Origin of the sequence: Acidovorax sp. MR-S7 (genome assembly GCF_000400995.2) — a bacterium.
Lineage (GTDB): Bacteria > Pseudomonadota > Gammaproteobacteria > Burkholderiales > Burkholderiaceae_C > MR-S7.
Genome location: NZ_DF238950.1, coordinates 190,250 through 204,560, shown reverse-complemented (window position 1 = coordinate 204,560; position 14,311 = coordinate 190,250). Strand labels below are relative to the sequence as shown.

The following is a 14,311-nucleotide window of genomic DNA, read 5'->3' as shown; positions in this document are numbered from 1 at the left end:
TGCGGGTTCTGGGCGTAAAAACTGGGTACAGTGCCCGCCCACAAAGCGCAGATAGCTACAGTAATGAGAGCATGCGGGTCACGGCGTCCACAGGCCGGGCACGAGGTGCAGCAGCCCCGCCGTCATGGTCGTGTAGCGCAGCAGCTTGCCGATGGCCATGTACATCACGCAGGGCCAGAACGGCAGGCGCAGCCAGCCGGCCACGGCGCACAGCGGGTCGCCCACCACAGGCAGCCAGCTCAGCAGGCAGGTCTTGGCGCCCCAGCGGCGCAGCCACACGCGCGCGCGCCGCTCGGTGCGCGAGAGCTCGCGCGGCGCCCGGGCGTCCTCTAGCGGCATGCCGTCCGCGCGGCGCGCGCGGGCGGCATGCCAGGCCTTGTGCGCGCCCAGGCCCATCCACCAGCTGATGGCGCCGCCCAGCGTGTTGCCGGCCGTGGCCACGAGCACGGCCGGCCAGAACAGCTCCGGGTTGAGCTTGACCAGCCCGAACACGGCAGGCTCCGAGCCGAGCGGCAGCAGCGTGGCCGAGACGAGCGAGACCACGAAGACCGTGGAGAGGCCGAACTGCGGCAGGGCCAGCCATTGCAGCAACTGGTGCATCCAGATTTCCATGGAGGCGGAGTTTAGGGCGTGTCATCCCATGATTTCCCCACGCGAGGGGCATGCGGGCGGTGCAGTGCTAGGCGCGGTGAGTGCCGCGTAGCTCTGCTACGCAAGCGAGCCGCAACGACGCAATGCGCCGCCCGCATGCCCCTCCCTTCGGGCTGGCTGCGCAATGGGGCGTCTGCTTTGTCGCACGGCTTGCCAATAGCTACGGCTATTGGCTGCGCCGCGCTTCGCGCATCCATCCCCATTGCGGGGCCAGCGCGTGGGGAAATCATGGGATGACACGCCCTAAGGGGCGCCCGTGCGCCCTTGTGCAGTCCGCGAGGGGTCTTGTATCGTGGGCGTTTTCGTACAGGAGGGAGCCATGCCGGGAGTTTCATGCATGCGTTCGCCCAGCCGCTGGCGCGTCCTGGCCGCCCTGGCGTGCGTGTGGGCGCTGGCCGGCGCCCAGGCCGCCACGCTGGAGGTCGAAGGGCCGGGCGGCCGCCGGCAGTACGACGGTGCGGCGCTGGCCGGACACGCGCAGGCGCGCGAGATCGACGTGCCGCGCGACGCGGCCTACCACCGCCCCATGCGCTGGCGCGCCGTGCCGCTGGCCGTGGTGCTGCAGGGCCTGGGCCTCACGCCGGCCGACACGCTGGAGGTGGTGGCCACCGACGGCTTCGTGGCGCAGCTGCCCGGCGCGCTGGCGCTGCGCACGGGCGCGGGGCAGCCCTGGCTGGCCGTCGAGCCGCCGGGCGCCCCCTGGCCCGCGCTACCGGGCAAGGCCGCCGGGCCGGGGCCGTTCTACATCGTGTGGCCCGTGGCCACGGGGGTGTCGGACGAGCAGTGGCCCTACGCCGTCGCCCGCATGGCGGTGCGCGAGCCGCCGCAGCGCCGCTGGCCGCAGATCGACGTGGCCGCGCGGCTGCCGGCGGACGACCCCGCGCGGCGCGGGCTGTCCGTGTTCGTGGCCCAGTGCCTGGCCTGCCACACCCTGAACGGCGGCGGCGCGGCCACCATCGGCCCCGACCTGAACCAGCCCATGAGCCCGGTGGACTACTTCCAGCCGGCGGCGCTGCGCCGCCTGATCCGCGACCCGGCGAGCGTGCGCCACTGGCCCGGCCGGGCCATGCCGGCCTTCGGCCCGCAGCAGCTCGACGAGCGGGCGCTGGACGACCTCATCGCCTACCTGCGCCACATGGCGCAGGGGCGGCGCGCCGCCCCGTAGCGGCCTCCGCAGGCATTTTGGTTGCTGAAATTTTGAGCAGGTACAATCCCGCCTCCCTCGCGCGTCCTCCCTCCATGCCCGCCCTGCAGATCGGCCCCTATTCCCTGGCGAACCGCCTGTTCGTCGCCCCCATGGCGGGCGTGACGGACCGGCCTTTCCGCCAGCTCTGCAAGCGCCTCGGCGCGGGCTACGCGGTCAGCGAGATGGTCACCTCGCGCAAGGACCTGTGGGCCAGCCTCAAGACCAGCCGCCGTGCCAACCACGAGGGCGAGCCGGGCCCGATCGCCGTGCAGATCGCCGGCACCGACGCGGCCATGATGGCCGAGGCCGCGCTCTACAACGTGGACCGGGGCGCGCAGATCATCGACATCAACATGGGCTGCCCGGCCAAGAAGGTCTGCAACAAGTGGGCGGGCTCCGCCCTCATGCAGAACGAGGCGCTGGCGGTGGAGATCGCGCAGGCCGTGGTCGATGCCTGTGCACCACGCGGCGTGCCCGTCACGCTGAAGATGCGCACAGGCTGGTGCGCGCAGCACCGCAACGCCGTGCAGCTCGCGCGGCAGTTTGAGGCCGTGGGCATCCAGATGCTCACCGTGCACGGGCGCACGCGCGAGCAGGGGTACAAGGGCGAGGCCGAGTACGACACCATCGCCGCCGTGAAGGCCGCCGTGCGCGTGCCGGTGGTCGCCAACGGCGACATCACCAGCCCCGAGAAGGCGCAGAGCGTGCTGGCGGCGACGGGGGCCGACGCGGTCATGGTCGGCCGCGCCGCGCAGGGCCGGCCGTGGATCTTCCGCGAGATCGGCCACTTCCTCGCCACCGGCGAGCACCTCGCGCCGCCGCTGGTGGCCGAGGTGCGTCGCCTGCTGCTGGAGCACCTGCAGGACCATTACGGCCTCTACGGCGAGGCCAGCGGCGTGCGCAGCGCGCGCAAGCACATCGCCTGGTACGTGCGTGCGCTGCCGGGCGGCGAGGATTTCAGACAACACATCAACACCATAGAGGACTGCGCGACGCAGTGGCAGGCCGTGGCCGATTACTTCGACGCGCTCGGCGCGCGCATGGACCGGCTGCCGCCTGCGCGCGCAGGGGTGGAAACAGAACATGAGCCAGAACATCAGCATTGAGCAATGCGTGCGCGAGAGCCTGCAGAGCTACTTCCGCGATCTGGACGGCGAGGCGCCCGACGGCGTGTACGACATGGTCGTGCGCCTGGTGGAGAAGCCCCTGCTGGAAGTGGTGATGAGCCACGCCGACAACAACCAGTCCCGCGCTGCCGAATGGCTGGGAATGAACCGCAACACGCTGCGCAAGAAGCTCGCGCTGCATAAGCTCCTATAACCATAGCTTCCAGCGCTTGGCTGAAGGGCGCTGGAGCCGGATTTTTATCTTGAAGCCCGAGGCCCCCATGAACGCACTTCTCTCCGTCTCCGACAAGACCGGCATCGTCGAATTCGCCCAGGCGCTGCATGCGCTCGGCATCCGCCTGCTCTCCACCGGCGGCACCGCCAAGCTGCTTGCGGACAACGGCCTGCCCGTCACCGAGGTGGCCGAGGTCACGCAGTTCCCCGAGATGCTCGACGGCCGCGTGAAGACGCTGCACCCCAAGGTGCACGGCGGCCTGCTGGCGCGCCGCGACGTGCCCGCGCATATGGCGGCCCTGAAGGAGCACGGCATCGACACCATCGACCTGCTGGTGGTCAACCTCTACCCGTTCGAGGCCACGGTCGCCAAGGCCGGCTGCACGCTGGCCGACGCGATCGAGAACATCGACATCGGCGGCCCGGCCATGGTGCGCAGCGCCGCCAAGAACTGGAAAGACGTGGGCGTCATCACCTCCGCCGACCAGTACGAGGCCGTGCTGGCCGAGCTGAAGGGCGCGGGCAAGTTGAGCGACAAGCTGCGCTTCACGCTGTCGGTGGCCGCGTTCAACCGCATCGCGCAGTACGACGGCGCCATCAGCGACTACCTATCGTCGGTGCAGTTCGAGGACGAGAAGCTCTCCGAGGCCTACGTGCCCGAGCGCGCCCTGTTCCCCGGCCAGAGCAACGGCATCTTCACCAAGATCCAGGATCTGCGCTACGGCGAGAACAGCCACCAGCAGGCCGCGCTGTACCGCGACCTCTACCCCGCGCCCGGCTCCATCGTCACCGGCGTGCAGCTGCAGGGCAAGGAGCTGAGCTACAACAATATCGCCGATGCCGACGCCGCCTGGGAGTGCGTCAAGAGCTTCAAGCTGCCCGCCTGCGTGATCGTCAAGCACGCCAACCCCTGCGGCGTGGCCGTGGGCACCAACGCGCTGGAGGCCTACGGCAAGGCCTTCCAGACCGATCCCACCAGCGCCTTCGGCGGCATCATCGCGCTCAACCGCCCGGTGGACGGCCCGGCCGCCCAGCAGATCGCGAAGCAGTTCGTCGAGGTGCTGATGGCGCCCGATTTCACGCCCGAGGCGCTGGAGGTCTTCAAGGCCAAGGCCAACGTGCGCCTGATGAAGATCGCGCTGCCGGCCGGCGGCGACACCGCCTGGAAGCAGGGCCGCAACCTGATGGACGCCAAGCGCGTGGGCTCCGGCCTGCTGCTGCAGACCGCCGACAACCACGAGCTGCAGCTGCCCGACGTGAAGGTGGTCACCGCCAAGCAGCCCACGCAGGAAGAGATGCAGGACCTGCTGTTCGCCTGGAAGGTGGCCAAGTACGTCAAGAGCAACGCCATCGTGTTCGTCAAGGGCGGCATGACCATGGGCGTGGGCGCGGGCCAGATGAGCCGCCTGGACTCCGCCCGCATCGCCAGCATCAAGGCCGAGGCCGCAGGCCTGAGCCTGAAGAACACCGTGGTCGCCAGCGACGCCTTCTTCCCGTTCCGCGATGGGCTGGACGTGGTGGTGGACGCGGGCGCGACCTGCGTGGCCCAGCCCGGCGGCTCGATGCGCGACCAGGAGGTCATCGACGCGGCCAACGAGCGCGGCGTGGCCATGGTCTTCACGGGCGTGCGGCACTTCCGCCACTGACACCGCCCGGGCACCGGCCTGGCCATGGCCTTCGACGACGGCCTCGCCCTCGCGGCGCAGCACCATGCGGCGCTGGAGCGCTGCGGGCGCGTCGCGCGCATGCCCGCGGGCACGCGGCTGTTCGACGCGGGCCAGTCCGATGACCGCATCTTCCTCGTGCGTGCCGGCCGGGTGCGCACCTTCGCCATCGCGGCCGACGGGCAGGAGATCACGACGGGCGTCTGGTCGCGCGGCAGCGTGATGGGGCTGCTGGGCGCGATGGAGCAGGGCGGCAAGGTGCTGTCCGCGCAGACCCTCGATGCCGCCGAGCTGCTGGTCTTGCAGGAGGAGCGGCTGCACCGGCTGGTGCTCGATCACCCCGACCTGGGCTGGGGCCTCATGCGGCTGCTGGCGCGCATGGCGGCTTCCAGCATCCAGCGCGCGCTGCGCCTGGCCAGCGCCTCCGCGCCGCAGCGCCTCGTGGACGCGCTGGTCATGTTGGCCGAGCTGCCCGAGGCGCGCCACGGGGGCGCGGCCGCCGCCGTCATCGAAGGCATCAGCCAGGAAACGCTTGCGGGAATGACCGGCGCGAGCCGGCCGTGGGTCGCCCAGGCCATGGGTGACCTGGCGCAGCGCGGCCTGCTCGTGCCGTCCCGGCTGCGCATCGCCGTGCCCGACGTGGCGCGGCTGCGCGCGGCTGTGTCAACTGGCTAACAGACGGCCCGCGGGGCGCTGCCTAGCATCCGGCTCTCCACCCACCTTGCCGGAGTCCGAAATGCCCCGATTCTTCCGCTGGATGGCGGGACTGGCCCTGGGCCTGTCCGCCTGCCTGTCGTTTGCACAGACCTTTCCCGACCGGCCCGTGCGCCTGATCGTGCCCTGGCCCGCCGGCGGTTCCACCGACGTGTCCCTGCGGGTGCTGGCCAGCATCGCGGCGCGGCACCTCGGCCAGCCCATCGTGGTCGAGAACCGGCCCGGCGCGGCCGGCACGCTGGGCGTCGTGGCGCTGGCCCAGGCCAGGCCCGACGGCTACACGCTCGCCCAGATCCCCATGGGCGTGTTCCGCGTGCCGCACATGCAGAAGGTGGGCTGGGACCCGCTGCGCGACGTCACCTACCTGATCGGCGTCTCCGGCTACACCTACGGGCTCGTGGTGCGCGCCGACGCGCCCTGGAAGACGCTCAAGGAGTACCTCGACGACGCCCGCAAGCGTCCCGACGAGATCACCTACGGCACGGCCGGCGTGGGCGGCACGCCGCACCTGAATACCGAGCAGCTCGCCTCGGCGGCCGGGGTGCGATTGCGCCATGTGCCTTTCAAGGGCACGGCGGACAACCTGCAGGCGCTGCTGGGCGGGCACGTGATGTCGGCCTCCGAGGCCACGGGCTGGGCCCCCTATGTCGACAGCGGCCAGCTGCGCCTGCTGGCCACCTGGGGCGCAGAGCGCACCGCACGCTGGCCGCAGGTGCCCACGCTCAAGGAGCTGGGCTACGGCCTCGTCTCCAGCGCGCCCTACGGCATCGGCGCCCCGGCCGGCATGGATCCGCGCACCGCCGCCACGCTGCACGACGCCTTCCACAAGGCGATGCAGGACCCCGAGCACCTCGCCGTGCTGGCCCGCTACGACCAGCCGCTGATCTACATGAGCAGCGCCGACTACACCCGCTTCGCGCGCGAGAGCTTCGCCGCCGAGCGCGCCCTGGTGGAGCGCCTGGGCCTGCGCGAGAACAAGTAAGGAGCCATGCACATGAACACGTTCCACAACCCGCCGGGCCTCGCCACCCCCAACGGCTTCAGCCATGTGGCCGAAACGCGCGCGCGCCGCACGCTGATCGTCTCGGGGCAGGTGGCCTACGACGCCAGCGGCAGTGTCGTGGGCGCGGGCGACCTGCACGCGCAGACACGGCAGGTGTACGCCAACATCCAGGCCGCGCTGGCCAGCCGCGGCGCCACCATGGACGACCTGGTCAAGACCACCCTCTTCGTGCGCGACCTGGATCCGGAGAAAGCCGCGGTCGTGCGGCGCGCGCGCCAGCCCTTCCTGCCGGCGGAACACCCCTGCGCCAGCACCATGGTCGGCGTGGCGTCGCTGGCCCGGCCCGACCTGCTGCTGGAGGTCGAGGCGATCGCGATGACGGATTGAGCGCGTTTCGACGCAATGGGCAAGCCGGATAATCCGCGCTTTGCCCTCATGCCGGACGACGAGCCCACACTGCCCCCCAAACCCCGCTGGCTGGCCTGGGCCATCGTGGTATTCATGGTGCTGGCCGTGCTCGGCGTGCTCAATATCGGCTGGCGCGTCATGCGCTCCGCACCCGCCGCCGTGGCGCAGGCCAGCCCGGCCCTCGCGGCCGGCAAGGCGCTCGTGGAAGGCAGCGGCTGCATGCGCTGCCACGGCTTCGCGCGCCAGTACGTAGGCCCGGCGTTCCAGCAGCTTGCCGACCGCTACCGGGGGCGCGCAGATGCGCCCGAATACATCGCGCGCAAGATCCGTGAGGGCGGCGCGGGCGAATGGGGTCGAGCGGTCATGCCCCGCCACCCGCAGCTCACGCAGCAGCAGGCGCTGCAGATGGCGGAGTGGGTGCTTTCTCTGCCGCCGCAGGGTGCGGCGGATTAAGAGGGTTTTTGGCCTCCAGCGCTTTTCCATCAAGCGCTGGCAGCTCTTTTTTCGATAGCGAAATGAACGCTTCGCGCAAGGCTGCAGGGGTCGCGGGTGATGAAGATAATGCGATTCATTCTCATGTTGTCCGCTATCCTTCGCGGCTATGTCCGCGCCGCACCTCCTGCATGAATTCCCGCTGCACTACGAATCCCTCGTTCGTTTCCTGCGCCGCCGCCTCGGCTGCGACGAGCAGGCGCGCGAAGTGGCGCACGACACCTGGATGCGCCTGGCCGAGCGCCCGGCGGCGGGTGCCGAGCCCATCGGCGATGCGCGCAGCTATTTCTGCACCGTGGCGGCCAACCTGCACCTGGACCAGCACCGGCGCACGCAGTGGCTGCAAAGCCACCTGGCGCAGACGGCCGACACCGGGGCGGGCGCCACCCATGCGCCCGACGTGGCCGATGGGGTGATGTACCGCCAGGCGCTGGCGGCGCTCGATGCCGCGCTGGCGGCCCTGCCTGCGCGGGTGCGCGCGGTGTTCGAGGCCCACCGCATCCATGGCGAATGCCAGGCCGGCATCGCCGCGCGGCTGGGCGTGTCGCTGCGAACCGTGGAGCGCGACCTGGCCGTGGCGGGCGAGCGGGTCGAGGCCGCGCTGCATCGCTGGCGCGGCGACAAGGCCCTGCCGGCCGCCGTCGCCAAGGGGCGGCGCAAGAGCCTGGCCTCGCTGCTGGGCCTGGGCGCGGTCGGCGTGCTGGGGTGGCAGGGCTGGCGCCACTGGCAGGCGCAGGCGCTGCAATGGCAGACCGCCTTCGCCACGCCGCGCGGCCAGCGCCTGAACCGGGCCTTGCCGGATGGCTCGCTCCTCGCCCTCGACGCGGACAGCCGCGCCGAGGTGACCTTCGACGCCCGCCGCCGCGCCGTGCGCCTGCTGCAGGGCGCCGCCTTCTTCGAGGTGCGTGCGGAGGCCGCGCGCCCCTTCGTCGTCGATGCGGGCGGCGTCAGCGTCACCGTGCTGGGCACGCGCTTCGGCGTGGAGCTGGACCCGGCGGGCGGCGTGCTGGTGCAGGTGGAGTCGGGCCGGGTGCGCGTCGAGCGCGGCGGCCAGGTGCTGGCGGCCGCCCTCACCGCAGGCCAGGGGCTGGCCGTGCCCCCCGGCGCCGCCCCGGCCCGCGCAGCGGGCGGCCCGGCGGCCCCGTGGCGCGAAGGCCGCCTGCACTTCGACGCCACGCCGCTGGCCGATGCGGTGCAGCGCCTGTCGCGCTACAGCCGCATGGACCTGCGCACCGACGCCCGCGCCGCCTCGCTGCGCGTGAGCGGCACGGTGGAGATCGCCCAGGCCCACGACTGGCTCCAGGCCCTGCCTGCGGCGCTGCCCGTGCGCCTCGTGCGCGAGCCTAATGGCGGTGTGCTGCTCGCAGGACGTTAAAAAAGTTTGGGGGTTCCGCCGCCCGGTTCGTCCTACAGAAGAAAGCCTTTTCTTTCTTCCGCACAAGGACGCATCCGCATGCACCGTTTCACGCCCCTCCGCGCTGCCCTGGCCCTGGGCCTGGCGTTCCAGATCCATGCCGCCGGCGCGCAGACCGTCCGCTTCGACATTCCCGCGCAGCCATTGGCGCCCGCGCTGGCCGCCCTGGCCAGCCAGGCGGGTTTGCAACTGGCCTTCGCCGCCGAACTGGCCCAGGGCCGCTCGGCGCCGGCCCTGCAAGGCCCGCACGAGGTGGCCGACGCCCTGCGCGCCCTGCTGGCCGGCAGCGGCCTGCAGGGCCGCGTGCAGGGGCGCACGCTGGTGGTGGAGCGCGCCGCCGCGCCGGGCGCAGCCGCCGCGCTGCCCACGGTGACCGTGAGCGCATCGGCGCAGGCCGAGGCCGCCCCCGGCCCCGTGGCGGGCTACGTGGCGCGCCGCAGCACCACGGCGGGCAAGATGGACATGGCCGTGATGGAGACGCCCGTGTCCATCCACGTCGTCGGCCGCGAGCAGATCAAGGCGCAGGGCGCCCAGCGCATCCAGCAGGCGCTGCGCTACACGCCGGGCATGTCGGCCGACATCCGCGGCGACATCTCGCGCTTCGACCAGATGGCGTTCCGCGGCACCGGCTGGGTGCTCGACACCTTCCAGTACCTGGACGGCCTGCGCCTGCCGCGCGGCTCCTCGTACCTGATCCCGCAGATCGACCCCTACTTCCTGGAGCGCGTGGAGGTGCTCAAGGGGCCCGCCTCGGTGGTCTACGGCCAGGCGCCGCTGGGCGGCATCGTCAGCCTGGCGGGCAAACGCCCCACGGCGGAGCGCGTGCGCGAGGTGAACCTCGCCGTGGGCAGCCACAGCCGCGTGCAGGCGGGCTTCGACAGCGGCGGCGCGCTCAATGAAGACGGCTCGCTCACCTACCGCCTCACCGCCCTGGGCCGCAAGGCCGACACCTCGGTGCAGATGACGCGGGAGGAGCGCATCGCCATCGCGCCCTCGCTCACCTGGCGCCCCGATGCCGACACCGCGCTCACCCTGCTGGCCTCCTGGCAGCACGACCCGACCGGGGGCTTCTACGGCGTGCTGCCCTCCAGCGGCACCATCCTGCCCAACCCCTACGGCCCCATCCGGCGCGATTTCTTCGACGGCTCGCCCGGCTTCAACCAGTACGACCGCACCCAGGCCAGCGCCGGCTACGAGCTGAGCCACCGCTTCGCCAGCGGCTGGCGCCTGCAGCAGAACCTGCGCTACTGGCGCATGGAGATGGACCAAAGCCAGGTGGGCACGCTGCGGCTGCAGCCGGACCAGCGGACGCTGGCGCGCTACGCCACCTGGTCGCAAGAGAGCATGCGCGCCATCAACCTCGACACCCGCATCAAGGGCGAGGCCGCCACCGGGAGCCTGGCGCACCGCATGGTGTTCGGCCTGGACCTGCAGCGCGACCACTGGACGCAGCTCCAGGCCATGGCAGGGGCGCCGTCGCTCGATCTCATCGACCCCGACTACACCCAGCCCATCCCGCGCCCGGCGGCCAACAACAGCCCGGACAGGACGCAGCGGCTCGCGGGCCTGTACGCGCAGGACCACATCCGCTGGGGCGCCTGGGGCCTGCTGCTCGGCCTGCGCGCCGACCACGCCGACATCCGCGTCGACAACGCGCTCACGCGCCGCAACACCCGCCAGGACTTCATGCGGTACACCGGCCGCGTGGGCCTGATGCACCACTTCGAGAGCGGCGTGGCGCCCTATGCGAGCTATTCGACCTCGTTCGACCCGCCGGTGAACGTGAACCCCTACGGCGACCCGTTCAAGCCGACCACCGGCCGGCAGGTCGAAGTCGGCGTCAAGTACCAGCCGCCGGGCACCCGGCAGCTCTACACGCTGGCCGCGTTCGACCTGACCCAGCGCAATGTGCTGACGCGCGACCCGAATTCGTCGCTGCCCAACGCGATGGTGCAGACCGGCGAGGTGAATTCGCGCGGCCTGGAGTTCGAGGCCAAGTTCAACCTGGCCCGGGGGCTGAACCTGGTCGGGGGCTTCTCCGTGCTCGACCCGAAGATCACCCGCAGCAACGGCGTGGACCTGAACAAGCGCCCCATCTCGGTGGCGCGCACCACGGCCTCGCTCTGGGCCGACTACCGCCTGCCCGCAGGCGTGACGCTGGGCGGCGGCGTGCGCCATGTCGGCGCGGCCTACGCCGACGCCGCGAACACCCAGCGCATCCCCGCCTACACGGTGGCCGACGCGATGCTGCGCTACGAGCTGGGCGCTGGCACCACGCTGGCCCTGAACGTGAGCAACCTGTTCGACAAGACCTACTTCACCTGCAACGCGGCCGACTTCTGCAACTACGGGCAGAGCCGCACCTTCCTGGCCACGCTGAACGTGCAATGGTGAGCTCTACCCTGGACGCGGGCGTGCGCCCGTGTCGCGTGTTCGCGGGCATCGGCGCGCTGTACCTGGGCTTCGGCGTCGTCGTGGCGCTGCTGCAGGGCGGGCTGCCGCCCATCCTGCGCGCGCGCGGCATGCCCGTGGAGCAGATGGCCTGGGTCTTCGCGCTGTACCTGCCGGTGGGCCTGTCCTTCCTCTGGGCGCCGCTGGTGGACCGGCTGCGCTGGCCGTTCCTCTCGCCGCGCATCGGCTGGATCGTGGCCGCGCAGGCCGTCGCCATGGCCGCGCTGGCGGCCGTCGCGCTGCTGGAGCACGCCGCGCTGCCGCTGCTGTTCGCCCTGGGGCTGGTGGTGGCGCTGGCGGTGGCGACGATGGACCTGGCCCTCGACGCGCTGGCCGTGGAGATGACCGGCGAACAGGCCAAGCCCCTGGCCGCCGCGCTCAAGCTGGCGGCGCTGTCGCTGGGCGCGCTGATCGGCGGGGGCGTGTTCGTCGGCCTGCTGGCGCGCATCGGCTGGGGGCCGACCTTCGCGCTGGTGGCCCTGCTGCTGGCGCTGGCGCTGGTGCCGGTCTTCGGCCTGGCGGGCGCGGACCGCGCGCCCGGCGCCCGGCGCCCGGCCGATGGCGGTGCGCTGCTCTACGAGGCGCTGCGCCGGGGCGCCATGCGCCGGCGGCTGGGCCTGCTGGTGCTCATCGCCGGCGCCATCTTTCCTTTGACCGCGCTCAACCGCGTGATGCTGGTCGACCTGGGCGTGCCGCTGGAGCGCATCGCCTGGCTGGTCGGCACCGCGCAGCCCGTGGGCATGCTGCTCGCGTCGGCCGTGTCCGGCCCGCTGATCCGCCGTCTGGGCAACGCGGGCGCCTTCGCCGCCTTCGCCGCACTGGGGCTGGCATGCCTGGCCCTGCTGTGGTGGGGCGTGCATGCGCAGGCACAGGGGCCCGCCATCGCGGGCGCCATCGGCATGGCGGCGGTGGTGGGCGGCCTGATGGTGGTGTGCGCCGCGCTCACGCTGCTGTGGTCGGTGGGCGCGCAAGCGGCCACCAGCTACGCCGTGCTGTTCTGCGGCGCGCGGCTGGCGGGCATCGTCGCCACCATGGGCGCGAGCCGGCTCGCCGCGCTGATCGACTGGCCCACCTTCTACGCCGCGGGCGCCGCCGCCCTGGCGGCCGTCACGGCGCTGCTGCTGGCATGGCTGCCTTCCCTGCAACGAGAGAACCCTGATGACCACAAGCCCTGAATTCACCCCGCCCCTGCCCGATGCCGCGCTGTTCGACATCGGCGAATGGCCCATCGCCTACGCGCGTTTCCCGGAACTGGGCGAGGCCGACCGCGTGCCGCGCACGCTGCGCTCGCTGGACGCCGTGCTGGACCAGTGCCAGCGCTTCGTGATCGTGTGGACGCCCGCCAGCCACGACCACGACGACGAGCCGCACGAGGATGAACGTGCCTCCATGGTCTGGCTCAAGCGCCGCAAGGGCGACCTGCGCGAGTGGTGCGCGGGCTACGTCTACGTGACCACCGATCCGGCGCTGCGCGCGCTGCTCACCGGGCGCTTCGTCACCGTGAGCAAGCTGCTGCCGTTCCCCAAGCTGCTGGCCGACGACCGGGACGATGCGCGGCGCCAGGCGCTCGCGCTGCTGGGATGATGCGGAGGCAGTCACACCGAACAGGGGCGTGGCCCGGGCCGGTGCGCCTCCAGCGCATCCGGTACAGACATGCCCCACCGCGCAATGGTGTGGAGCGCTTGAAGCTATTTTTATGATAGCAACTGTGGATCTTTAGAATAGCGCTCCAGCACAACAGGCTGCGAACAGCGCCGCTCGCGGATTCGCCCCAACGATGACATCACTGCCATGGCCGCAGGCCGTGGCAGCCTTCTCGTCTCGTCCTGGGGAACCGTCCATGCATGTACAGCCACGCGGCCAGCGCCAGCCGCCCTTCGAGCGCTACAGCAGCTTCTACGAAAAGCACTCCGACTGCTTCCGCGCCGATGCCGCCCGCGCGGTGCAGCGCCCGGGGGCGCGCCAGCTCAGCTACGAGATCGCGCCGGTCTATGGCCGGGGCTGGACGGACATGCACGAGTTCGGCAGCGGCATCATGACCGGGCGCATGCACTGGCAGCTCGATGCGCCGCTGGAGAGCGTCTATGCCGAGTACCCCGACACCCTCAACCTGGGCCTGATCGCGGACGGCCGGTCGATCTTCCGCCTGGCCGGGCGGGAAGACACCGTGTGCGAGCCCGGCAGCATCTTTCTGCGCAATGGCAATCCCGGCGTGTTCCGCAACCGCGCGCCCTGCGGCGTGCTGATGACCGGCGTGTCGGTGGACGTCCCGCGCGAACTGGCGCGCGCGCTGCACGAGGACGGGGTCGACCTGGCCTGGCTCGGCCGGCGCGACAGCCACGCCATCCTGCGGCCTTCGCAGGCCACGGGCACCATGCTGCGCACCCTGGCGCGCAGGATGCTGGCGGTGCGCACCGGGGGCTCCACGCTGGCGCGGCTGGAGCTGGAATCGCTCAGCCTGGAGCTGCTGCTCAAGTTGATGGCCGCGGGCCCCGGCGCGCGCCTGCCGGCGCTGCGGCAGGTATCGCGGCGCTGGCAGGCAGCACTCGACGAGGCGCTGGACATTCTGCACACCGAATGGCAGCAGCCGCACACCATCGCGCAGTTGGCGCGGCGTGCGGGCATCAACGAGTGCTACCTGAAGAGCCTGTTTCGCGAGCGCACCGGCATGGGCGTCGCCGCCTACCTGCGCCAGCTGCGCATGGAGCACGCGCGCAAGCTGCTGGCCGAGCGGCGCCACAGCATCCAGCAGGTGGCCGCGCTGTGCGGCTACGCGCACGCGGGCAAGTTCGCCCAGGCGTTCCGCGAGGTGCACGGCGCGCCGCCGTCGGCCATGCTCTGAAGCACCGCTTCCGCCATGGGGTGGACCCTGATTTCCGCCCTGGAGCACTCTATTTCCCGAAGGGGGCCGGCCACCGCAAGTCGCTGAATAACACTTGGACGCATTCTTTTTCGTATCCATCGGAAAGCCATGTCCAAGCCCTCGCG

Annotated in this window: 14 protein-coding genes; 13 read left to right on the top strand and 1 reads right to left on the bottom strand. The window is 71.5% G+C overall.

All coding sequences use genetic code 11. The features are described 5' to 3' along the window. Nucleotides 1–78: 78 nt before the first annotated feature. Nucleotides 79–600: a YqaA family protein gene (locus AVS7_RS17155; protein WP_020230837.1), complete on the bottom strand. Its 522-nt coding sequence runs from the start codon at nucleotides 598–600 to the stop codon at nucleotides 79–81. Between the two features lie 388 nt (nucleotides 601–988). On the opposite strand from AVS7_RS17155, the gene AVS7_RS25395 reads away from it, so the two are divergent. The 13 genes from AVS7_RS25395 (at nucleotide 989) to AVS7_RS23370 (ending at nucleotide 14,165) form a co-directional block, all read left to right on the top strand. Beyond that, nucleotides 989–1,816, top strand: a complete 828-nt coding sequence (locus AVS7_RS25395; RefSeq protein WP_020230836.1) for a cytochrome c — start codon at nucleotides 989–991, stop codon at nucleotides 1,814–1,816. 74 nt (nucleotides 1,817–1,890) lie between these two features. Next, entirely contained in the window at nucleotides 1,891–2,943 is a 1,053-nt protein-coding gene (dusB, locus tag AVS7_RS17145) for a tRNA dihydrouridine synthase DusB (protein ID WP_020230835.1), read from the top strand. Beyond that, nucleotides 2,921–3,157 carry a Fis family transcriptional regulator gene (locus AVS7_RS17140; RefSeq protein ID WP_020230834.1) on the top strand — a complete coding sequence of 79 codons (237 nt, stop codon included), beginning with the start codon at nucleotides 2,921–2,923 and terminating at the stop codon, nucleotides 3,155–3,157. The genes dusB and AVS7_RS17140 overlap by 23 nt, the downstream gene beginning before the upstream one ends. A 67-nt stretch (nucleotides 3,158–3,224) precedes the next feature. Then, entirely contained in the window at nucleotides 3,225–4,823 is a 1,599-nt protein-coding gene (gene purH / locus AVS7_RS17135; protein WP_020230833.1) for a bifunctional phosphoribosylaminoimidazolecarboxamide formyltransferase/IMP cyclohydrolase, read from the top strand. A gap of 24 nt (nucleotides 4,824–4,847) precedes the next feature. Beyond that, nucleotides 4,848–5,516 carry a Crp/Fnr family transcriptional regulator gene (locus AVS7_RS17130; protein WP_020230832.1) on the top strand — a complete coding sequence of 223 codons (669 nt, stop codon included), beginning with the start codon at nucleotides 4,848–4,850 and terminating at the stop codon, nucleotides 5,514–5,516. Nucleotides 5,517–5,577: 61 nt separating this feature from the next. Further along, complete coding sequence (locus AVS7_RS17125; protein ID WP_034691816.1) at nucleotides 5,578–6,537, top strand: tripartite tricarboxylate transporter substrate binding protein; 960 nt, start codon at nucleotides 5,578–5,580, stop codon at nucleotides 6,535–6,537. A 12-nt stretch (nucleotides 6,538–6,549) separates the two neighbouring features. Next, the gene (locus AVS7_RS17120; protein WP_020230830.1) at nucleotides 6,550–6,945 is read left to right on the top strand and encodes a RidA family protein; all 396 of its coding nucleotides are present in this window, start codon (nucleotides 6,550–6,552) and stop codon (nucleotides 6,943–6,945) included. Between the two features lie 15 nt (nucleotides 6,946–6,960). Further along, complete coding sequence (locus AVS7_RS17115) at nucleotides 6,961–7,419, top strand: c-type cytochrome (protein WP_020230829.1); 459 nt, start codon at nucleotides 6,961–6,963, stop codon at nucleotides 7,417–7,419. 148 nt (nucleotides 7,420–7,567) lie between these two features. Then, entirely contained in the window at nucleotides 7,568–8,833 is a 1,266-nt protein-coding gene (locus AVS7_RS17110; RefSeq protein WP_020230828.1) for a sigma-70 family RNA polymerase sigma factor, read from the top strand. Nucleotides 8,834–8,911: 78 nt separating this feature from the next. Next, the gene (locus AVS7_RS17105) at nucleotides 8,912–11,266 is read left to right on the top strand and encodes a TonB-dependent siderophore receptor (protein ID WP_020230827.1); all 2,355 of its coding nucleotides are present in this window, start codon (nucleotides 8,912–8,914) and stop codon (nucleotides 11,264–11,266) included. Continuing rightward, nucleotides 11,263–12,498, top strand: coding sequence for an MFS transporter (locus AVS7_RS17100; RefSeq protein ID WP_144425132.1), 1,236 nt, complete (start codon nucleotides 11,263–11,265; stop codon nucleotides 12,496–12,498). The genes AVS7_RS17105 and AVS7_RS17100 overlap by 4 nt, the downstream gene beginning before the upstream one ends. Further along, on the top strand, nucleotides 12,482–12,907 hold the full coding sequence (locus AVS7_RS17095) for a hypothetical protein (RefSeq protein ID WP_020230825.1): 426 nt from the start codon (nucleotides 12,482–12,484) through the stop codon (nucleotides 12,905–12,907). The genes AVS7_RS17100 and AVS7_RS17095 overlap by 17 nt, the downstream gene beginning before the upstream one ends. A 256-nt stretch (nucleotides 12,908–13,163) precedes the next feature. Then, nucleotides 13,164–14,165, top strand: coding sequence for a helix-turn-helix transcriptional regulator (locus tag AVS7_RS23370; RefSeq protein ID WP_020230824.1), 1,002 nt, complete (start codon nucleotides 13,164–13,166; stop codon nucleotides 14,163–14,165). Nucleotides 14,166–14,311: the final 146 nt, after the last annotated feature.